The sequence below is a fragment of the Ectopseudomonas guguanensis genome (genome assembly GCF_900104265.1).
In the GTDB taxonomy this organism is placed as follows: domain Bacteria; phylum Pseudomonadota; class Gammaproteobacteria; order Pseudomonadales; family Pseudomonadaceae; genus Aquipseudomonas; species Aquipseudomonas guguanensis.
Window position 1 is genome coordinate 64,182 of record NZ_FNJJ01000015.1, and the last position, 20,262, is coordinate 84,443.

Genomic DNA, 20,262 nt, shown 5'->3' on the forward strand with positions numbered 1-20,262 from the left:
TGTATAGGCACCGTACAATGCCGGCCTACTTCAAGCCCTAGCAACCGACAGAACGGCCAAACATGCGTACCAGTCAGTTCCTGCTCTCGACCCTCAAAGAAACCCCTTCCGATGCCGTGGTGATCAGCCACCAGCTGATGCTGCGTGCCGGCATGATCCGCAAGCTGGCCTCCGGCCTCTACACCTGGCTGCCGATGGGCCTGCGCGTGTTGCGCAAGGTCGAGAACGTGGTGCGTGAGGAAATGAATGCCGCCGGTGCTCTGGAAGTGCTGATGCCCGCCATTCAACCGGCCGAGCTGTGGCAGGAGTCTGGTCGCTGGGTCCAGTACGGCCCCGAGTTGCTGCGCATCAAGGATCGCCATGACCGCGAATTCTGCGTCGGCCCGACCCACGAGGAAGTGATCACCGAACTGGCCCGCAACGAGCTGAACAGCTACAAGCAGTTGCCGATCAACTTCTACCAGATCCAGACCAAGTTCCGTGACGAGATCCGTCCGCGCTTCGGCCTGATGCGCGGCCGCGAGTTCATCATGAAGGACGCCTACTCCTTCCATGCCGACCAGGCGTCCCTGCAGGAAACCTACGACCGCATGCACCAGGCGTACTGCAACGTGTTCACCCGCCTGGGTCTGAACTTCCGCCCGGTACAGGCCGATACCGGCTCGATCGGCGGCACCGGTTCCCACGAGTTCCATGTGCTGGCCGACTCGGGCGAAGACGATATCGCCTTCAGTGACACGTCCGACTACGCCGCCAATATCGAGAAGGCCGAGGCCATCCCGCGCGAGAAAGAGCGCGGTGCTGCGACCGAAGCGATGCGCCTGGTCGACACCCCCGAGACCAAGACCATCGACGCGCTGGTGCAGGGTTTTGGCCTGGCCATCGAAAAAACCATCAAGACCCTGGTGGTACACGCCGCCGAGGAAGGCAAGCTGATTGCCCTGATCGTGCGCGGCGACCACGAGCTGAACGAGATCAAGGCCGCCAACCTGGAGCAGGTGGCAAGCCCGCTGCAGATGGCCAGCGAAGCGGAGATTCGCGCCGCCATCGGTGCCGGCCCCGGTTCCCTGGGCCCGGTCAACCTGCCGATCCCCTGCATCGTCGATCGCAGCGTGGCGCTGATGAGCGACTTCGCCGCCGGTGCCAACATCGAAGACAAGCACTATTTCGGCGTCAACTGGGAGCGCGATCTGCCGCTGCCGACCGTGGCCGACCTGCGCAACGTCGTCGAAGGCGACCCCAGCCCGGATGGCCAGGGCACCCTGGTGATCAAGCGCGGCATCGAAGTCGGTCATATCTTCCAGCTCGGCACCAAGTACAGCGAGGCGATGAACTGCCAGGTACTGGGCGAGAACGGCAAGCCGGTCACCCTGACCATGGGCTGCTACGGCATCGGCGTTTCTCGCGTGGTGGCAGCAGCCATCGAGCAGAATTTCGATGAGCGCGGCATCCGCTGGAACGACGCCCTGGCGCCCTTCCAGATCGCCCTGGTGCCGCTGCGCTACGAAACCGAGCAGGTACGCGAGGCCACCGACAAGCTGTACGCCGAGCTCACCGCCGCCGGCTTCGAAGTGCTGCTGGACGACCGCGACAAGAAGACCAGCCCCGGCATCAAGTTCGCCGACATGGAGCTGATCGGCATTCCGCATCGCGTGGTGGTCAGCGACCGCGGCCTGGCCGAGGGCAACCTCGAGTACAAGAGCCGCGCCGAAACCGAAGCGCAAGCCGTGCCGCTGGCCGAGATCCTGTCCTTCCTGCAAGCCCGTATCAGCCGCTGATCACGCCTTACCGAGACATCATGTACACGAGCAGCAACCTTCGCCTCATCGGCGCCGCCCTGTGCGGCGCCCTCTTCCTCAGCGGCTGTGCCAACCAGCTGCCGCAACGTAGCGAGCATGAGGAGCGCGTCGAACGCAAACTGCTGGATCACCAGCTGCAGATCGATGCCGGCGAACCCAAGGTGCTGGAGCTGCCGCAACGCCGCGTGCGTGTGCATGACCAGAAAAGCTACGAGGTCACGGCTTTCGAGGTGACGCGTCGTTACGACCGTTACACCCCCTACCAGGCCTGGCGCGAGATCTATGAAGTGCCGATGGGCGCGGTCGCGGTGGTTGCCGGGGTCGGCGCCAACATCCTCAACGTCGTGCTGCTCGGCAGCCTGCCGGAAACCGCGACCCGCGACTGGATCAGTTACGGCATGGCCGGCCTCAACCCGTTCATGAACGTGGAATCCAATGGCCGCGCCGAACAGAACCTGGCCAGCATCAACGAGGTGCAGCGTGACCGCCGCATGGAGTACATCAACCTGCCCTGGTCCGAACGTCCGGTTCAGGTCAAGGCCGGTGGTCAGGAGTTCGAGTTGCTCACCGACAGCACCGGGGTCCTGCGCCTCAACCTGCTGGACAGCCCCTTCACCGAGCAGGATATCGCCCGCCTGAACATGCTGCAGCTGAGCGTGGAGGATCGCCTCGGCGATGATATCGCGCGCGCCGAAGCGACTCTCATGGTCAGCCATACCCTGCGCGGCAAACTGCGTGAGGCGCATGACCTGATCTTCGACGACCTCGAAGGAGACGACGTGGCCCAGTGGGTGCACCGGGTCAAGCGCCTGTCCGATCTGGGTCTGGAAGAGGAAGCCAGCGAGCTGGAACAGAGCCTGATCGAGCTGACGCGCAACGATCCCGAATTGCAGGATGCCTTCCTCAAGGCCCTGCTCAAGGACGCCGGACGCCTGGCGGCCGATCCTGCCAACTGAGTGCGCCGCTCCGGTTCCTTGGGGTGGCGCGGGGAGTACTCCGAACATTCCGGCAGACTCGGTGCGCGCGGCGCACCCTACCGAGTGGCAATGCGCGCTATACCATCTGCAGGGTCTGCTTGCGGCGCGGCGGCGGGAAGGCCGCGTCGAGCAGTGCCAGATCATCCTTCTGCAGCGTTATCGATGCCGCGGCGGCGTTATCGCGCAGGTGCAGGCTGCTCACGGCCTTGGGAATGGCGATCACGCCGTCCTGCCTGATGGTCCAGGCCAGCGCCACCTGAGCCGGCGTCACGCCGTGGCGCTCGGCGACCTCGCGCAACGCAGGCGCGTGCAGCAGGTCGCCAGCCTGGCTCAGCGGACAGTAGGCCATCAGCGGCATGCCCACGCACTGTTGCCAGGGCAACAGGTCGTACTCGATGCCTCGCGCCTGCAGGTTATACAGCACCTGATTGCTCCGACAGGCCGGCCGATCCAGCTCCAGCAGATCGTCCAGATCGAAGTTGGAAACACCCCAGGCGCCGATCTTGCCCTGCTCGCGCAGCCGCTCGAAACCCTCGACGGTCTCGGCCAGCGGATAGCGGCCGCGCCAGTGCAACAGGTACAGGTCGATATGCTCACAACCCAGGCGTTTCAGGCTGCGCTCACAGGCCGCCTGGACCCCACCCAGGCTGGCGTTGTGTGGATACACCTTGCTGACCAGGAACACCTCGTCGCGGCGCCCGGCGATGGCCTCGCCCACCACCTGCTCCGCGCCGCCCTCGCCATACATCTCGGCGGTGTCGATCAGACTCAGCCCCAGGTCCAGCCCCTCACGCAGCGCGGCGACCTCTCGAGAGCGCAGGCGTTCGTCCTCGCCCATACGCCAGGTACCCTGGCCGATCACCGGCACTTGCCTACCAGCCAATTCAATTCTGCGCATCGATTTCTCCCCCATGGGTTGTGACCAGGTCATATCCCTTGCCACGCCATTGCAACAGGCACAGCCCGTGACCAAAGGGATCACTCAGTGTGGCCAGGCGCCCCCAGTCATATTCATGGATTTCACCTTCCTGCTGCGCGCCCGAGCCAAGTGCGCGAGCCAACGCCAAATCGAGGTCTGCAACGACCAGGTCCAGGTGCAGCGGCATCCAGTGCCGGCTGTAGTCGCGCAGCACGCCGGTCTCTGGGCAGGGGCGAGTGGCGGCGGCCTTTTGCAGCAGGTAAAGCGGTACGCCTGCACCGAGCATCTCGACGACAGTGCCGTCGAACAGTTCACGCCCAACCGTCAGCCCAAATGCCTGCTGATAGAAGGCCACCGCGGCTGGCAGATCGGGAACATCGAGGTTGAGCAGCAATTGCATGATCAGAGCGGTTTGAGCAGCAATAGCAGGGACACCGGCTGCACGCTCTCGGGATGCAGCGGCTCCTGCAGCCACTCCAGGCGCCAGCCGGTTTCGCCGATCAGGGTCAGCCAGGACTGCAGGGTGCGGAAGAACCAGGGCATCGGCGCCTGAAAGCCTTCGCCGAAGCCGACGAAATCCTCGACCCGCCAGCCGTCCTGATAGGGCTCGCCATGGCTGGCGCGCCAGGGATGCAGGGTCTGGATCAGCAGGCTGCCGCCGGGCGCCAGCAAACCGTGCAGGCTGCGCAGAATCGGCTGCAAGGGTTCCTCGAGCAGGGCGAAATTGCACACCAGCACCTCGAAACGCCCGAGCTGCTCGGCATGCGCGTCCAGCTCGGCATAGCCACAGACACGATACTGGCTTCGCCCGTCGCAGGCTGCGCGGGCCGCCTCGATCAGCGGCGCGGACGCATCCACCCCGACCGGCTCGATGCCGTGCTCGGCCAGTCCCCGGCACAGCCAGCCTTCGCCGCAACCGATATCCAGCACCCGCCTGGGCTGCAGCGCCAGCACGGCCTGGATGATCGCGGCATCGGTGACCAGCCGCCGGCTTTCGATACGCTGCTCGCGCACCGCTGCGGCCCAGGCATCGGCATTGGCCTGCCAGCTTTGCTGAAGCTGCTCTCGGTGGTCGCGCTGCATGATGATTCCCTGCACCTGTGCGTTGCAGCGAGTCTAGCAGGCCTGCCCAGCCTCGAGGTACGGACTGCCCGGATGCAAAAACCGCCAGCCAGACGGCGCGACAGCGTCTAGTCTGATAGTGAGAGCAGCGAGACGAGCGGCGGTCCGACCCGCAGTCGACATCCGGTAAGCGCCGATCTCGCGGTTCATATGATGCTGACAGACCAGGCCGGTGACTTATGGGCGCATCATGGCAAATGAATCCGCAGCAGCGTCACCTGGCCCACGCGGCAGGTGTGCAGGGTCAGCGAAAGCCGACCTCGACAAGGCGCCATTGGCGTCTTGGTCTGTATCTGCTGCTGGTACTGCTGCTACTGGCGGCCACCGCACTGCTGGTATTCGAATCACGCAGCGCGCATTTTCAGTCGCGCGAGCTGAGCCGCTATGCCGCCAGCCTCACCTACCGCGTCGAACCCGGGCCCAGTGACCGCATCATCTACCCGACCGACGGCCCCTTCGACAAACGCCAGGGCTACGCCTACCTGCCGCTGATGCTGGAGCGCCTGCAGCAACGCGATTATCAGGTTACCGAGCAGTCGCGTTTCTCCGACGAACTGCTGGCCTACAGCCGCCGCGGCCTGTTCCCGCCCTTTACCGAGAAGAGCCAGAGCGGCCTGAGCATCAGCGACTGCCGCGGCACGCCCTTCTACGAATTTCTCTACCCACAGCAGGGCTACGCCGACTTCGCCAGCATTCCGCCGCTGGTGGTCGACAGCCTGCTGTTCATCGAGAACCGGAACCTGCTCGACCCGTCGCAACCGCTGGCCAACCCGGCGGTGGACTGGCCACGCTTCGCCATGGCGGCGCTGTCGCAGCTGGGCAAGATGCTCGACATGCAGGACCAGTCCGCCGGCGGCAGCACCCTGGCCACTCAGCTGGAAAAGTATCGCCACTCACCGGACGGGCTGACGCTCTCGGCCGGGGAAAAACTGCGCCAGATGATGTCCGCCAGCGTGCGCGCCTACCAGCAAGGGCCACAGACGCTGGAGGCGCGCCAGCGTATCGTGCGCGACTACCTCAACAGCGTGCCGCTGTCCGCCGCGCCCGGCCACGGCGAGGTGCATGGTCTGGCGGACGGCCTGCGCATCTGGTATGGCGCCGACTTCGAGCGCAGCAACGCCCTGCTCGACCCACGCCGCTCGCCCGACGCCAGCCTGGCCGAGCGCGGCCTGGCCCTGCGCCAGGTGCTGTCGCTGATGATCGCCCAGCGCCGCCCCTCCTATTACCTTGCACAAGGTCGGCGCGACATGGAGGCGCTGACCGAAAGCCACATTCGCCTGCTCGCCAACGGCGGGCTGATCGACGCCGATCTGCGCGACGCCGCTCTCGCCCAGCGACTGCAATATCGCGACTGGCAGCAGGAACCCAACCTGCGTGCGGTGGAGAGCGACAAAGGCATCAGCGTGGCACGCTCGCGCCTGTCCAACCTGCTGGGCATGCCGCTTTACGATCTGGACCGCCTCGATCTGGCCGCGCGCAGCACGCTGCAGCGCGACCTGCAGCAGCAGGCCAGCGCCTACCTGCAGAACCTGGCCGACCCTGCGTTCGCCGGCAAGATCGGCCTGTTCGGCGAACGCCTGCTGTCGCCGGAGAAGACCGCAGAGGTGCGCTACAGCTTCACCCTGTTCGAACGCACCCCGACCGGCAGCCGGGTGCGGGTGCAGACCGACAGCACCGACCAGCCCTTCGATATCAACGAGGGCAGCAAGCTGGAACTCGGCTCCACTGCCAAGTTGCGCGTACTGACCACCTACCTGGAAATCATCGCCGAACTGCATCAACGCCACGTCGGCAAGAGCCCGGCCGAGCTGCGCCAGGTGGAGATCGCCGAGCAGGACCACCTCAGCCGCTGGGCCGTGGACTACCTGCTGACCAACCCCGGGGCGGACCTGGCCGGCATGCTGGAAGCGGCGCTGGAGCGGCGCTATTCGGCAAGTCCGCAGGAGCGTTTCTTCACCGGCGGCGGGCTGCACACCTTCGGCAACTTCCGCCGCGAGGACAATGGCCGCAACCCGACCCTGCGCGAGTCGCTGCGCGAATCGATCAACCTGCCCTTCGTGCGCCTGATGCGCGACCTGGTGCGCTACAGCACCTACCAGAACAGCGCCGAGCTGCTCAAGGACGACAAGGACCCGCGCCGCCAGCAATACCTGCAACGCTTCGCCGACCAGGAGGGGCGCACCTTCCTGCTGCGTTTCTGGCGCAAATACCAGGGCCAGCCGGAACAACAGCGTCTGGAGACCTTCCTCAGCGGCCTGCGCCAGACCTCGGTACGCCTGAGTGCCGTGCACCGCTACCTGCTGCCGCACGCCGACGAAGCGACCTTCGCCGCATTCCTGCGAGCGCAGCTGCCGCAGGAAAACCTCAGTGACCAGCGCATCGCCCGCCTGTACAAGGACTACGGCCCCGGCGCCTACAGCCTGCCGGATCAGGGCTATATCGCGCGCGTACACCCGCTGGAACTGTGGCTGCTGGGCTACCTGATCGACAATCCGCAAGCCAGCTTCAGCGACGCCGTGGCCGCCAGCGTCGACGAGCGCCAGGAAGTCTACGGCTGGCTGCTGCGCACCCGACACAAGAGCGCACGCGACAGCCGCATCCGCATCATGCTGGAGGTCGAGGCCTTTTCCGACATCCACCGCCGCTGGAAAAACCTCGGCTACCCCTTCCAGCATCTGGTTCCGTCACTGGCCACCGCGCTGGGCAGCTCCGGTGACCGGCCGGCGGCACTGGCCGAGCTGATGGGCATCATCCAGAACGACGGTATCCGCCAGCCGGTGCTGCGCATCGACGAGTTGCACTTCGCCGCCGGCACGCCCTATGAAACGCGGGTCGAGAGCGATCTCCATGGCGGCAGGCGGGTGATGCAGTCCGAAGTCGCGGCAGCGCTGCGCAATGCCCTCTCCCAGGTGGTCGAGGGCGGTACCGCGCGGCGCCTGCAGGGCACCTTCCAGCTGCCGGATGGCCGCAACCTGACGCTCGGTGGCAAGACCGGCACCGGCGACAACCGCATCGAGAGCGTCGGCGCGGGCGGCCGGGTGATCAGTTCGCGGGCGATGAACCGCACGGCCACCTTCGTGTTCTTCCTCGGCCCGCGGCACTACGGCACCCTCACCGCGTTCGTGCCGGGGCGCGAAGCCGAACGCTTCACCTTCACCTCGGCATTGCCGGTCCAGGTGCTCAAGGGCATGGCGCCGATTCTCACGCCCTATCTCGAGCCTGGCAGCGCCACGCTCTGCGACGCGCCGCTGAATGCAGCGCAGATCCGCCTGCGGTAATACCTGGTAACCACAGCGGCCGCCGCTGGGCGAAACCCGGCACCGCCTGTGCAGTCCATGGCAGCATCATCCGTGTCGTTCGTGAGCCCCATCCATGCCTTCGTCCTGGTTCGCCCTGCTGCGCCGCCGTCGTCTGAGCCTGACCGTGCTGGCCTGCCTGCTGTTGTTGCTGCCGATCGGCTGCGCCAAGCTGGAACAGACCGAGCGCGAACTGGTGTTTCGCATCGAGCCTGGCACGGCCCACTGGTTCCGCGGCCTGCCCGCCGGCATCGAGGACGTGCAGCTGCAATCACCGGAACTGGGCGCCGATGAGAGCCTGCACGCCTGGTGGTGGCCGGCAGCGCGCCAGGATGCCCCGGCACTGCTCTATCTGCATGGCTCGCGCTGGAACCTGACCGGCCAGCTGTTTCGAATCGAACAGCTGCACGCCATGGGCTTTGCCGTCCTGGCGGTGGACTACCGTGGCTTTGGCCAGAGTCGGGGCGCCTTGCCCTCCGAGCGCAGCGTCTATCAGGATGCCCTGATCGCCTGGCAGCACCTGACGCGCCTGCAACCCGAGGCGGACAAGCGCTTTATCTACGGCCATTCGCTCGGCGGCGCGGTGGCCGTCCATCTGGCGCACGAACTGGCCGGCGAGGACGAGGCGGCGCAAGCCGCGGGCCTGATAGTCGAGTCCAGCTTCACCAATCTGGGCGATGTGGCGGCAGCGGTGACCAATACCTCACTGCCGGTGCGCTGGTTGCTGTCGCAGGAGTTCGACTCGCTGAGCAAGATCGCCGACGTGGGCATTCCGGTGCTGATCGCCCACGGGCGTGACGACCGCTATGTGCCCTCACGCTTCAGCGAAGCGCTGTTCGAGGCGGCCAGCGAACCCAAGCAACTGCTGCTGATCGAGGGCGCCAACCACAACAACGGCCTGCGCATGGCCGGCAACAGTTACCGACAGGCCCTGCAGGCGCTGGGGCTGGAGATCAACTGAAGGGTCAGGGCTTGCAGTGCTGCAGGTAGAGCTGCTCGACCTTGGCCCGTGCCCAGGGCGTCTTGCGCAGAAAGGTCAGGCTCGACTTGATGCTCGGCTCATGCTTGAAACAGCGCACGTCGACCTGACGGGCCAGCCCCTCCCAGCCGATGCGCTCCACCAGAGCGGTGAGTATCGCCTGCAGGGTCAGGCCGTGGAGCGGGTCATTGCTGGTCATGGGAGCATCCGTCGAAAAAGGTGTGCCTATCTTAGGCCCGGAAACGAAAAAGGCGATGGCTGCCGAGCAGTCATCGCCTTTGGGTCAGGCCGGCAAGGTTACACCGACTTGTATTCGCTCTCGGCCTTGTCGAAGCGCTCGAGCATCGACTGGCTGGGCGCCTTGCCGATACGGCTGAAGATGACGATGGCCAGGGTGGCGAGGATGAAGCCCGGGATGATCTCGTACAGGCCCAGACCGATCCAGTTCTTCCATACGATCACGGTGGCAGCACCGACCAGCATGCCGGCCAGGGCGCCGTTGCGGGTCATGCCCTTCCACAGCAGCGACAGGATCACCACCGGACCGAACGCAGCCCCGAAACCGGCCCAGGCGTAGGACACCAGGCCCAGTACGCGGTTTTCCGGATTGGCGGCCAGGGCGATGGCGACCAGCGCCACCAGCAGCACCATGGCGCGGCCGACCCAGACCAGTTCGGTCTGCGAGGCACCCTTGCGCAGGAAGGCCTTGTAGAAGTCCTCGGTCAGCGCACTGGAGCACACCAGCAACTGGCAGCTCAGGGTGCTCATCACCGCCGCCAGGATGGCGGACAGCAGAATGCCGGCGATCCAGGGATTGAACAGCAGCTTGGCCAGTTCGATGAACACGCGCTCAGGGTTCTCGCCGACCGGGCCGGCCACTTCCGGGTGCGCCGAGAAGTAGGCGATGCCGAAGAAGCCCACGGCCACGGCGCCAGCCAGGGTCAGGATCATCCAGGTCATGGAGATGCGGCGAGCAGCCGGGATCGACTTGACCGAATCGGCGGCCATGAAGCGCGCCAGGATGTGCGGCTGGCCGAAGTAGCCCAGGCCCCAGGCCATCAGCGAGATCACGCCGACGAAGGTGGCGCCCTTGAGCATGTCGAAGTTGGTGGCGTCGACCGCCTCGATGGCGACCATGGCCGGATCGAAACCGCCGGTTGCGATCATCACCACGATCGGGGTGAGGATCAGCGCGAAGATCATCAGCGTGGCCTGCACGGTGTCGGTCCAGCTCACCGCCAGGAAGCCACCGATGAAGGTGTAGGCGATGGTCGCCGCGGCGCCGGCCCACAGCGCGGTCTCGTAGGACATGCCGAAGGTGCTCTCGAACAGGCGGGCACCGGCCACCACGCCGGAAGCGCAGTAGATGGTGAAGAACACCAGGATCACCAGCGCCGAGAAGATGCGCAGGATGCGGCTGTTGTCCTCGAAGCGGTTGGTGAAGTAGTCGGGCAGGGTCAGGGCGTTGCCATTGTGCTCGGTCTGCACGCGCAGACGACCGGCGACGAACAGCCAGTTGAGGTAGGCGCCGATCACCAGACCGATGGCGATCCAGCTTTCGGAGATGCCGGCAACGAAGATGGCGCCCGGCAGGCCCATCAGCAGCCAGCCACTCATGTCGGAAGCGCCGGCGGACAGCGCGGTGACGAAGCTACCGAGGCTGCGGCCACCGAGGATGTAGTCGGAAAGGTTCTTGGTGCGCAGATAGGCGATCAGGCCGATTAGCACCATGGCTGCGATGTACACCACGAAGGTGACGAGCATTGGAGTACTAGCTGTCATTTGGGGGGCTCCCCTCTCGTTTGTTGTTCTCGGGCACCGTGCCCTGATTGGCAAAGTGCACCCGCTTTTGCGGATGCGGGGCTCCGGTCTCTTTTCCTCGTCACACCGATGCCTGGCGAGCACGATCAGGGGCAGATAACCGGTGCAGTGAAACCTCCACCGCTTCGTCACTGCATCGGCAAGTGCCTGAGCACTTTCCCTGACCTCCCTGGCTTGCGCCTGCGGCCACCGAATCGCGTTACCACCACGCCTGGGCTGCTGTAACCGCTGTTATCGGTCTAGCCCAGCGAAGCTGGTCTGACCAATCGGCGCAGACAAAAACGGTCGTAACGAAAGTGAAGGGCGGAATTTAGTGGCAGATGTGAACAGGCTTCTTGCTGAAAGCTCTGGAGTTTTTGCAGAAATCTCCGACGCGGGGAACTTCCGGCAAACAGCTGTTTCGGCCCTGCGCCGCCGAACTGATCGCCCGATCAGCCGCCGGCGGCCTGGCGAAACGGCAGATAGCTGCGCGCCTGTTCGGCGTAAACCCGCACGCCAGAGCGCTCCTGCTCGAGGAACTCGGCAACCGCGGCATGCAGCCCCGGGTGGCGCAGATAATGCCACGAGTGGGTAAGCACCGGCTCGAAACCACGAATCAGCTTGTGCTCGCCCTGCGCACCGGCGTCGAAACGTTCGAGCCCCTCGGCAATGGCCCGCTCCATACCCTGATAGAAACAGGTTTCGAAGTGCAGCCGGTCGAACTCGGCCAGGCAGCCCCAGTAGCGACCGTAGAAGGTGTCGCCATCGACCAGGCTGAAGGCCATGGCCAGCGGACGGCCGTGCTGCCTGGCGAACACCACGCGAATCGCCTCCGGCATGCGCTCGGCCAGCAGGCTGAAGAACGTCCGCGTCAGGTAGGGCGCCTGGCCGCGCACATGGTAGGTGTTGGCGTAGCACTGGTAGACGAAGTCCCAGTCCACCTCGCTCAGCTCGTGGCCGCCCCGCCAGTCGAAATCGATACCCTGCCCTGCGACCTGCTCACGCTCCTTGCGCATCTGCTTGCGTTTGCGCGAGGCGAGCACGTCGAGAAAGTCATGAAAATCGCGATAACCGCGGTTGTGCCAGTGGAACTGGCAGCCGAGACGTTCCAGCCAGCCCTGCCGCTGCAGCATCAGCGCATCGCAGGCCGGGCTGGTGAAATTGATATGCAGGCTCGACAAGCCCTGGTCGTCCAGTTCGTCCGCCAGCTCGTCGAGCAGCTGCGCGGCGGCGTGCGCGTCACCGAGCAGACGCGCCCCGCTCACCGGAGAGAACGGCACCGCGCCCAGCAGCTTGGGATAGTAGGCGATGCCGGCACGCCGGCAGGCATCGGCCCAGGCGTGATCGAACACGTATTCGCCATAGGAGTGCTGCTTGATGTAAGCCGGCAGCGCCGCCTGCACCTGGCCCTGCGCATCGCACCAGAGCCGGTGCGCCGGCAGCCAGCCGGTGCGGCCGCCAACGCTGCCACTGTCCTCCAGCGAGGAAAGGAAGGCGTGGCGCAGGAACGGCTGCGAAGTCGGCAGCAGGGCATCCCAGCTGGCGGCCGGTAGTTGGGACAGTTGGGTCAGGGTGTGCAGAGGCATGGCGCCAGTCTGGCGAAAGCGGCGGACGAAAAAAAGCCCCGCCAAAGGCGGGGCTCAATTCAGGAGCAGAATCAGCGATGCATCAGAACGCGTACTGCAGGCGCATCACGAAGGCGTCACCGTCGTCGTCGCCAGCGGTGTTGGTGATGCCGTCAGTTTTGGCCTTGACGTAGTTGGCAGCGACCTTGACCACGTCGTTGACGTACCAGTTCACGCCGACGGTGTGCAGCTTGGCCTTGGTATCACCCACTTCGCGAGTGGCGGTAGCTACGGTGACGTTGTCGTCTTCGATCTTGATGTTGTCGTAACGGTAGAAGACTTCCCAGGCGCCCAGTTGCTTGTCGGACGGCTTGATCGCATCGAAGCGTGCACCATCCAGACGGTAGCCGCGGGATTCGCCGGTCAGGGTGTAGGCCAGTTGCGCGTAGTAACCATTGGCCTTGATGTCTTCGATGCCAGCGCGGTCAGCCTTCAGCTTGCGCGCCAGGTACTCGGCCTGAGCAGAGAACGGGCCCATGGCGTAAGCCAGTTCGGCGCCCCAGGCGGAGTCGTTGTCGAAGTCACCAGCCACGCCCTGGAAGCCGCCGAAGACGGCACGGTTGCCGTTGGTGCCGGCGTCGTTACCACCGTTGGTGGATACACCGCGGACGGTCAGACGCGGACGGATACGAGCATCGGCGGCGACGTCGTCGAGGCCGCGATTGGCGTAGTTCAGGCCCAGGTGCAGGACGTTGCCCGGCTCAGCCATGGGGGCGAACACGCCGCGCAGGTTGAACTGCTTGACGCTCTCGCCATCGGTATCGTTGGTGTCCTTGGCGCTGACGCCACCGGACATGAAGGCCATGTTGCCGATGACCGAGCTGGCCTGTACGCCCATACCGTTCTCGTGGCCGTTGACCCAATCGGCGATTTCATAGATGGCGGAACGCTCGATGGCGGTGATCCACTTGGAGCTGGTGGCCTTCTCCAGACCGAAGTCCGGGTCGAAGCGGCCGACACGAATGTTGACCGGGTTGAAGCCGGTGTAGGTCACCGAAGCTTCGTCGAAGTAACCGTCATCGCTGCTGCCGGCGTTGTGAGCCAGGTCGTAGCTGAGAACGTATTTCCAATCCTTGTAGACGGTACCGGACAGTTCCAGGAACGCACGGCGGAAGTAGGCAGCGTCGGCCTTGTCACCGTCGCGGGTGTAGAAGCCATCGAAGGTGCCATAGTCGGCCTGCAGACGGCCGCCCAGCTTGAAGCTGAACTCTTTGTCGGTGGTGGCGACTTCGAGGCCGCCCTTGGTCTTGATCACGATATCGGCGCCGTCAGTGGTGACGGTACCGGCGAAAGCCTGGGCGGAGACGGCCAGAGCCAGGGCGCTGGCTGCGAAACCGGCGAAGTGCTTACGGATCATCGAGAAATTCCCCTGTTGACTTTTAGTGTTGAAAACACCCGAGTTGTTGACTCGTTCGTGCTGGGGGGAATCTTGGCGAGGGGTTATTTCAGCTCAGTTGCCGATATATAAAGATTTGATGACAGCGGAACTTTTTACTTCTGCTACTTATAAGCAGATTCAGGAGGAATGCAACCGCGGGCCCAGCAGGATGATCAGAGCGCCGGCCAGGCACAAGGCCGCGCCCAGCCAGTCGCTGAACATCGGCCGGGTCCTTTCGATCAAGGCCAGCCAGACCAGCGAAGTGACGATGTAGACACCGCCATACGCGGCATAGGCACGTCCGGCGAAGGAGGCCTCGACGCGGGTCAGAATCAGCGCGAACAACGCCAGGCTGAGCAGCCCCGGCGCCACCCACCAGATGCTGCGATCGAGTCGCAGCCACATCCAGAAGGCGTAGCAACCGGCGATCTCAAACAGCGCCGCCAGCAGAAACCACAGATAGTTGCTCATCCAGCCATCCTAGCCGCGCAGGGCTCCTTCACGCTCCCAGGCGCAGCGCACCCGCAGCGCGCCCTCCTGCGGGCTGTGAAAACCGTTGTCGGACTCCCAGCGGAAGGTATGCATGCCATTGAGCTCGGTTTCCAGGTGCACCACGGCACTGGCCCAGTACAGGCGCTTGAGCAAGGCCTCGAAGGCTTCGATCCACAGGTTCCATTCATACTCCACCGCGCCGTAGCTGGCACCGAAGTGGATCACCTGGGTCTGGTAGAGGCCCGCCCCCGGCAGCTCGCAGAAGGAGAACATCTCACGACCGAGAAACGGCCAAAGCTCGCCAGACGGCAATTCGGCCAGCACGCCATGGTTGGTTTCACGGCGCAGGCGACGCAGCTCGGGATCATCCGAAGGCCAGTCGCGGATACAGCCATAGACGATGGATTCGGACTCCACACCGGCACTCCTGAAAAAGCAGAACGCCTTCTAACACAGCACGCCTGGGCAAGAAAGGAACTGCTGCCAATTCTTCACCGGCGCTGCCGGCGGTTTCGCCCCAGCAGCCAGGCCACCAGCGTCATCACCAGCGCCAGGGCTGTGAGTACGGCGAACGGCAGCCGGTAGCTGCCGGACAGGTCGCGGGCCAGGCCGGTCAGAATCGGCGTCAGGCAGCCGAGGCTGTAACCGGTGAACAGCATCATCGCCGTCCAGCGGCTGACCGCCAGCGGCGAGCCGGCTTCGTACAGCGGCAGTACCAGCGACAGGGCGAAGGAGCCGCCCAGGGAAAAGCCCATGATCACCGCCCAGAGCTCCGGAACGAAACGCGGCATGAAGGTGACCATCGCCAGGCAACTGCAGGTGACCGCCCCGCAAGCCAGCAGCAGCGGGTAACGGGCGTTGTAGCGCTGCGCCAGCCAGGGCAGCAGGAACGAGCTGGGCAGCCCCATGAGCATGGCCAGGCTGAGCAGCGAGTTGCTGCGCAGCATGCTCAGCCCGGCTTCGTGGTAGCGCGCCACGACCCAGGTGGCGATGGCGTAGAACAGCCCTGCCTGGATGGCGAAGAAGCAGCTGATCAGCCAGGCGCGCGGCTGCCGCCAGGGCAGGCCGCCGCTTTCCTGCTGCTCGGCCGCTACGGCCTGGTTGGGCAGCCACAGCCAGAGCAGGACCCCGAGCAACGCCGGCATGGCCCATATCGCCAGCCCCAGATGCCAGGCATCGCCGAACAGCGCCGTGACCGGCGCCGTGAACACCGCACCGCCCGCACCGCCGATGGCCATGCCCAGCGAATACCAGCCCACCACGCGGCCCATCTGGCTGGCGAAATAGCGTTTGATGAAGCCCGAGAGCAGAGGCCCGGCCACCGCAATCGCAGCGCCCAGCGCGATGGCACTGCCGATCAGCACCGCACTCTGGTGCGCGGCCAGACGCGCCAGCAGCGCCAAGCCGATCAGCCCGAGGCAGAGCACGATGGTGCGTTCGAGCCCCCAGCGCATCGCCAGGCGCGGCGCCAATGGCGCCAGCAGGCCCATGCACAGCACCGGCAAGGCGGTAGTCAGGCTGATGAAACTGCGGCTCAGCGACAGCTCCGCAGCGATGCGCTCGATCAGTGGTGCGAGGGAGGTGATGCCGGGGCGCAAATTGATCGCCGCCAGCACCAGGGCCACCAGCAGCAGGGCCCGAGGGACTGGTTTCACAGGTATTCCATGGTCGTGACGGCAGGCAGGCCGGGGCGGCCACCCTACCCCTGCAGGCCGCGCCAGGCAAGCCTGCAGGCACGAATAACTGACCTTTCGGTCAGCCGGCGGACTTGGCCTTGCCGCGCATCTTCTCGGCCATGCTGGCCATCTCGTCGTACAGCGCCTGCGGGTTCTTCTGCTTCACCGCCCAGGCCATGCGACCCATTTCGTGAGGCAGGATCATGAAGCTGCCCTTGGCCATTTCAGCGTGGATGTAATCGGCGATGTCCGCAGCGGTGATCGGCGAACTCTCCAGCAATTTGCCCACCTGTGCCTTCATCGCCGGGGTCGGGCCGCGGAAGGAGTCCAGCAGGTTGGTCTGGAAGAAGGACGGGCAGACCACATGCACGCCGATCTCCAGCTGGCGCAGCTCCACCAGCAGGCTTTCCGACAGGGCCACCACACCGGCCTTGGCCACGTTGTAGTTGCTCATGCCCGGGCCCTGCATCAGCGCGGCCATGGAGGCGATATTGACGATCTTGCCCTTGCTCCTTTCCAGCAGCGGCAGGAATGCCTTGCAGCCTTTGACCACACCCATCAGGTTGATCGAGATCTGCCAGTCCCAGTCCTCCAGCGACAGCTCGCTGAAGAAACCACCGGAGGCGACACCGGCGTTGTTGACGATGACATCGATACCGCCGAACTGCTCTTCGCAGGCCTGCGCCAGGGCGGTCAGCTGGCTGTAGTCGCGCACGTCGCAACGGCGGGTGAAGCCGTCACCACCGGCCTCGCGCACGAGTTTCAGGGTTTCAGCCAGGCCGGCTTCGTTGACATCGGCCAGCGCCAGGCGCCAGCCCTCGCGTGCCCAACGCAGGGCAATTTCGCGTCCCAGGCCAGAGCCCGCGCCAGTGATCATCATGCGGTTTTGCATAGCAGCCCCTGCCTTTCAGTGTTTTGGTTGCATTGGCTGCCAGTGTAGCGAAGTAGATAAAGCCCCCGCGCCTTCATCAGATTCATGAATAGGCAGCGCTAATCGTGCGCGCGCCAGCGCCGGACCAGCCAGGCATAGACGGCCAGATTGACCAGCACGACGAGGGCGCCGAGCCAGAGCTGGAGCTGGGGCGTGAGCCCGGCCGGATAGATCAGCGGTATCAGGTAGTGCTCGATGAAACCGCCGTCATAGCCCGCCTGCCCGGCCAGCCGACGCAGCTGATTCTCCCAGGGCGTCAGCGGGCATCCCAGGTGCAGGCATTCCACCAGGATGCCCCAGGCCACCGCGGGCAGGTGCAGCCAGATCAGCCGCGGCCAGCGCAGCAGCAGCAGGCTGCCGAGCAGCACGAACAGAATGAAGCCCAGGTGCACCAGCACCAGGGCATCGGCAGCCGTACGCCAAATCATTTATGTCTTTCCCGAACAAAAATAGAAAAAAGCTTACATAAAAATAGATTTAATTAGACATACCTATCAAAGCCATGCAAACGGCGCATTTCCCGACTCGCATGATCCGCACTAGCCTCTTCAGCATGACGAAATGATTCTCAACGAGGTGCATCATGCTCAAGACACTGACCTTTACCATCATGCACTTCTGCATCGCCTTCGGCGTCACCTACGCCCTGACCGGCAGCGTTGCGGCCAGCGGCTTGGTGGCGGCGATCGAGCCGCTGTGCAACTCGGTGGGTTTCTACTTCCACGAGAAGATCTGGCAGCGTTTCGAACGCAATCGCCAGCCTGCCCCGGAGCGTCCCAAGCACGCCTGGCTGCACCATCAGGCCTGACTGAACGAGCCGGCCCCCCGGCTTAATGCTGTCAAATAAGAAGCGGTCGAACGCGATCAGTCCCCTCGCCCCTCCGGGAGAGGGTTAGGACGGGCCGCGTTCAGAGAGGGGGAATAGCAGTTCTGCGGTGTTTTCGGCCCTCTCCCCCAACCCCTCTCCCATAAATGGGAGAGGGGAGCCCAGCGCGAGCACCTTAAGCGCCCTGGCTGACGTGCTTGCCCATAACGCCCCGCTACGCAAGTTCCTCCGTAATAAGGCAGGATAGTCTGGCACTTTGCCCTGCTTGCTGCTGTCATAAGCCAGCTGTTCAATCCAGACGTTCTCTCAGCCAAAGGGACTTCGCACATGCCCAGCCTTGCCCGACTCGCCGCCCTGTTCGCTGGCCTGGTCTTCTGTGCCTCGGCGATGGCCGCCGATGTGGACGCCGAAAGCTATGGCTTTCCGCTGGCCAATCCGTTCGAGGCCACCATCGCCACCACGCCGCCGGAGCTGCGCCCGGAGCTGCCGGCCGACGGCGACATCCGGCAACGCGACTACTCGATTCGCCTGCGCCCTGACCGCGAATTCGAGCTGCTGGACAATTTCTGGCCAGTGACCAGGCTGCACTACCGCCTGGCCGAGCAGAAAGGCCGTGCGCCGCTGATCTTCATCATCGCCGGCACGGGTGCGCACTACGCCAGCGGCATCAACGAATACCTGAAGAAGCTGTTCTACGGCGCCGGTTTCCATGTCGTGCAGCTGTCCTCGCCGACCAGCTATGACTTCATGGCTGCCGCCTCGCGCTTCGCCACGCCCGGCTACAGCCCGGAGGATGCCGACGACCTGTACCGCGCCATGCAGGCCGTACGCGCCCAGCATCCGAAGCTGGAGGTCAGCGAATTCCTGCTCACCGGTTACAGTCTCGGCGCCCTGCATGCCGCCTTCGTCAGCCAGATCGACGAAACCCGCCGCGCCTTCGACTTCAAGCGCGTGCTGCTGCTCAACCCGCCGGTCAACCTCTACACCTCGATCACCAACCTGGACAAGCTGGTGCAGACCCGCGTGCAGGGCATCGACAACAGCACCAACTTCTATGACCTGGTGCTGGGCAAGCTGACCCGCTACTTCAACGACAAGGGCTATCTGGATATCAACGAGGCCATGCTCTACGACTTCCAGCAGTCCACCGAGCGCCTGTCGGACGAGCAGATGGCCATGCTCATCGGCACCTCGTTCCGCTTCTCCTCCGCCGATATCGTGTTCACCTCGGACCTGCTCAACCGCCGCGGCCTGATCACCCCGCGCGACTACCGCATCACCGAGAGCACCAGCCTCACGCCCTTCTTCCAGATGGCCCTGCGCTGCGACTTCGATTGCTACATCGCCGAGCAGCTGATGCCCATGTGGCGCGCCCGCTACGATGGCGGCAGCCTCAACCAGCTGATCGAAAAGAGCAGCCTGTACGCCCTGGAGGACTACCTCAAAGGCAGCGACAAGATCGCGGTGATGCACAACGCCGACGACCTGATTCTCGGCCAGGGCGACATCGGCTTCCTGCGCCGCACCTTTGGCGACCGCCTGACCCTTTACCCGCGCGGCGGGCACTGCGGCAACCTCAACTATCGCGTCAATGCCGACGCCATGCTGGAGTTCTTCCGTGGTTAAGCACAGCACTCTGATCATCGCCCTGCTGCTGGTCAGCGGGCAGGCACTGGCCGAGAACCAGGTCGACCCTGACGGCTTCACCAACCCGCTGCAGAACCTGAAATTCAACCCGGGGCTGGATCAGCAGGAGTTCGAGCGCGCCTCCAGTGATGCCCTGCAGGTCTATGACCCGCTGGAGTCGTGGAACCGCCGCGTCTACCACTTCAACTACCGTTTCGATCAGTGGGTGTTCCTGCCCGTGGTCGACGGCTACCGCTACGTCACGCCGGACCTGGTGCAGACCGGCGTGCACAACTTCTTCAATAACCTTGGTGAAATCCCTACGCTGGCCAACAGCGTGCTGCAGTTCAAGGGCAAGCGGGCGATGAACACCACCGCGCGCTTGCTGTTCAACACCATTCTCGGTGTCGGTGGTATCTGGGACCCGGCGACGAAAATGGGCCTGCCGAGATTCAACGAAGACTTCGGCCAGACAATGGGCTACTACGGCGTGCCTGCCGGCCCCTACCTGATGCTGCCGCTGCTCGGTCCATCGAACCTGCGCGACACCGGCGGGCTGGTGGCCGATTACAGCCTGGCCAATGCGGTCAACTACCTCGACGTGGCCGACGCCAGCCGCAGCAATCCCGGCATCACCGTCCTGAACATCGTCGACACCCGCGCCAATACCAACTTCCGCTACGGCCAGCTCAACTCGCCGTTCGAGTACGAGAAGCTGCGCTACTTCTACAGTGAGTCGCGCAAGCTGCGGATCGCCGACTGAGGGCAGGTAATGGATCGAATAATTCGATTCATTACGTGAGAATTTTCCACCCA

The 20,262-nt window shown here is 64.4% G+C and carries 19 protein-coding genes; 7 read left to right on the plus strand and 12 right to left on the minus strand.

Annotation, left to right across the window (positions count from 1 at the left end; translation table 11 throughout):
* The first annotated feature begins 62 nt into the window (after positions 1 to 62).
* Together BLS61_RS20105 and BLS61_RS20110 are read left to right on the plus strand one after the other, a co-directional pair.
* Complete coding sequence (locus BLS61_RS20105) at positions 63 to 1,778, plus strand: proline--tRNA ligase (protein WP_090433850.1); 1,716 nt, start codon at positions 63 to 65, stop codon at positions 1,776 to 1,778.
* 20 nt (positions 1,779 to 1,798) lie between these two features.
* On the plus strand, positions 1,799 to 2,755 hold the full coding sequence (locus BLS61_RS20110) for a hypothetical protein (RefSeq protein WP_090433852.1): 957 nt from the start codon (positions 1,799 to 1,801) through the stop codon (positions 2,753 to 2,755).
* Between the two features lie 97 nt (positions 2,756 to 2,852).
* Here BLS61_RS20110 and BLS61_RS20115 read toward each other — a convergent pair whose 3' ends face one another.
* The 3 genes from BLS61_RS20115 to BLS61_RS20125 are packed head-to-tail and all read right to left on the minus strand — an operon-like array spanning position 2,853 to position 4,778.
* Positions 2,853 to 3,674 (minus strand): aldo/keto reductase, encoded by an 822-nt coding sequence (locus tag BLS61_RS20115; protein WP_090433854.1) that lies wholly within the window; start codon positions 3,672 to 3,674, stop codon positions 2,853 to 2,855.
* Entirely contained in the window at positions 3,661 to 4,095 is a 435-nt protein-coding gene (locus BLS61_RS20120; protein WP_090433855.1) for a VOC family protein, read from the minus strand. The genes BLS61_RS20115 and BLS61_RS20120 overlap by 14 nt, the downstream gene beginning before the upstream one ends.
* A gap of 2 nt (positions 4,096 to 4,097) precedes the next feature.
* Positions 4,098 to 4,778 carry a class I SAM-dependent methyltransferase gene (locus tag BLS61_RS20125; protein WP_090433857.1) on the minus strand — a complete coding sequence of 227 codons (681 nt, stop codon included), beginning with the start codon at positions 4,776 to 4,778 and terminating at the stop codon, positions 4,098 to 4,100.
* 218 nt (positions 4,779 to 4,996) lie between these two features.
* Here BLS61_RS20125 and BLS61_RS20130 point away from each other — a divergent pair, with 218 nt between their 5' ends.
* Together BLS61_RS20130 and BLS61_RS20135 are read left to right on the plus strand one after the other, a co-directional pair.
* Positions 4,997 to 8,095, plus strand: coding sequence for a transglycosylase domain-containing protein (locus BLS61_RS20130; RefSeq protein ID WP_090433859.1), 3,099 nt, complete (start codon positions 4,997 to 4,999; stop codon positions 8,093 to 8,095).
* A gap of 94 nt (positions 8,096 to 8,189) precedes the next feature.
* Positions 8,190 to 9,074, plus strand: coding sequence for an alpha/beta hydrolase (locus tag BLS61_RS20135; protein ID WP_090433861.1), 885 nt, complete (start codon positions 8,190 to 8,192; stop codon positions 9,072 to 9,074).
* A gap of 4 nt (positions 9,075 to 9,078) precedes the next feature.
* Here the strand turns inward: BLS61_RS20135 and BLS61_RS20140 are convergent, their stop codons facing one another.
* From BLS61_RS20140 to BLS61_RS20180, 9 genes are all read right to left on the minus strand, one after another.
* Complete coding sequence (locus tag BLS61_RS20140) at positions 9,079 to 9,291, minus strand: VF530 family protein (protein ID WP_090433863.1); 213 nt, start codon at positions 9,289 to 9,291, stop codon at positions 9,079 to 9,081.
* Positions 9,292 to 9,389: 98 nt separating this feature from the next.
* Positions 9,390 to 10,874, minus strand: a complete 1,485-nt coding sequence (gene putP, locus BLS61_RS20145) for a sodium/proline symporter PutP (protein ID WP_090433865.1) — start codon at positions 10,872 to 10,874, stop codon at positions 9,390 to 9,392.
* 470 nt (positions 10,875 to 11,344) lie between these two features.
* Positions 11,345 to 12,478 carry a GNAT family N-acetyltransferase gene (locus BLS61_RS20150; protein ID WP_090434030.1) on the minus strand — a complete coding sequence of 378 codons (1,134 nt, stop codon included), beginning with the start codon at positions 12,476 to 12,478 and terminating at the stop codon, positions 11,345 to 11,347.
* 82 nt (positions 12,479 to 12,560) lie between these two features.
* Positions 12,561 to 13,874, minus strand: a complete 1,314-nt coding sequence (locus tag BLS61_RS20155; RefSeq protein ID WP_090433867.1) for an OprO/OprP family phosphate-selective porin — start codon at positions 13,872 to 13,874, stop codon at positions 12,561 to 12,563.
* Between the two features lie 159 nt (positions 13,875 to 14,033).
* Positions 14,034 to 14,366 carry a YnfA family protein gene (locus BLS61_RS20160; RefSeq protein ID WP_090433869.1) on the minus strand — a complete coding sequence of 111 codons (333 nt, stop codon included), beginning with the start codon at positions 14,364 to 14,366 and terminating at the stop codon, positions 14,034 to 14,036.
* Positions 14,367 to 14,375: 9 nt separating this feature from the next.
* Positions 14,376 to 14,804, minus strand: a complete 429-nt coding sequence (locus tag BLS61_RS20165) for a hypothetical protein (RefSeq protein WP_090433871.1) — start codon at positions 14,802 to 14,804, stop codon at positions 14,376 to 14,378.
* A 74-nt stretch (positions 14,805 to 14,878) separates the two neighbouring features.
* A complete protein-coding gene (locus BLS61_RS20170; RefSeq protein ID WP_090433873.1) occupies positions 14,879 to 16,042 on the minus strand; it encodes an MFS transporter in 1,164 nt (387 codons plus the stop codon).
* A 100-nt stretch (positions 16,043 to 16,142) separates the two neighbouring features.
* On the minus strand, positions 16,143 to 16,955 hold the full coding sequence (locus tag BLS61_RS20175) for an SDR family oxidoreductase (RefSeq protein WP_090433874.1): 813 nt from the start codon (positions 16,953 to 16,955) through the stop codon (positions 16,143 to 16,145).
* A gap of 98 nt (positions 16,956 to 17,053) precedes the next feature.
* On the minus strand, positions 17,054 to 17,422 hold the full coding sequence (locus BLS61_RS20180; protein WP_090433876.1) for a DUF2784 domain-containing protein: 369 nt from the start codon (positions 17,420 to 17,422) through the stop codon (positions 17,054 to 17,056).
* Between the two features lie 155 nt (positions 17,423 to 17,577).
* Here BLS61_RS20180 and BLS61_RS20185 point away from each other — a divergent pair, with 155 nt between their 5' ends.
* The 3 genes from BLS61_RS20185 to BLS61_RS20195 all read left to right on the plus strand — a co-directional run bounded on the left by BLS61_RS20185 (position 17,578) and on the right by BLS61_RS20195 (position 20,209).
* Positions 17,578 to 17,802, plus strand: coding sequence for a DUF2061 domain-containing protein (locus BLS61_RS20185; RefSeq protein ID WP_090433878.1), 225 nt, complete (start codon positions 17,578 to 17,580; stop codon positions 17,800 to 17,802).
* A 345-nt stretch (positions 17,803 to 18,147) separates the two neighbouring features.
* Positions 18,148 to 19,446 (plus strand): serine/threonine protein kinase, encoded by a 1,299-nt coding sequence (locus BLS61_RS20190; RefSeq protein ID WP_090433880.1) that lies wholly within the window; start codon positions 18,148 to 18,150, stop codon positions 19,444 to 19,446.
* Positions 19,439 to 20,209: an MlaA family lipoprotein gene (locus tag BLS61_RS20195; RefSeq protein ID WP_090433882.1), complete on the plus strand. Its 771-nt coding sequence runs from the start codon at positions 19,439 to 19,441 to the stop codon at positions 20,207 to 20,209. The genes BLS61_RS20190 and BLS61_RS20195 overlap by 8 nt, the downstream gene beginning before the upstream one ends.
* The last annotated feature ends 53 nt before the right edge of the window (positions 20,210 to 20,262 follow it).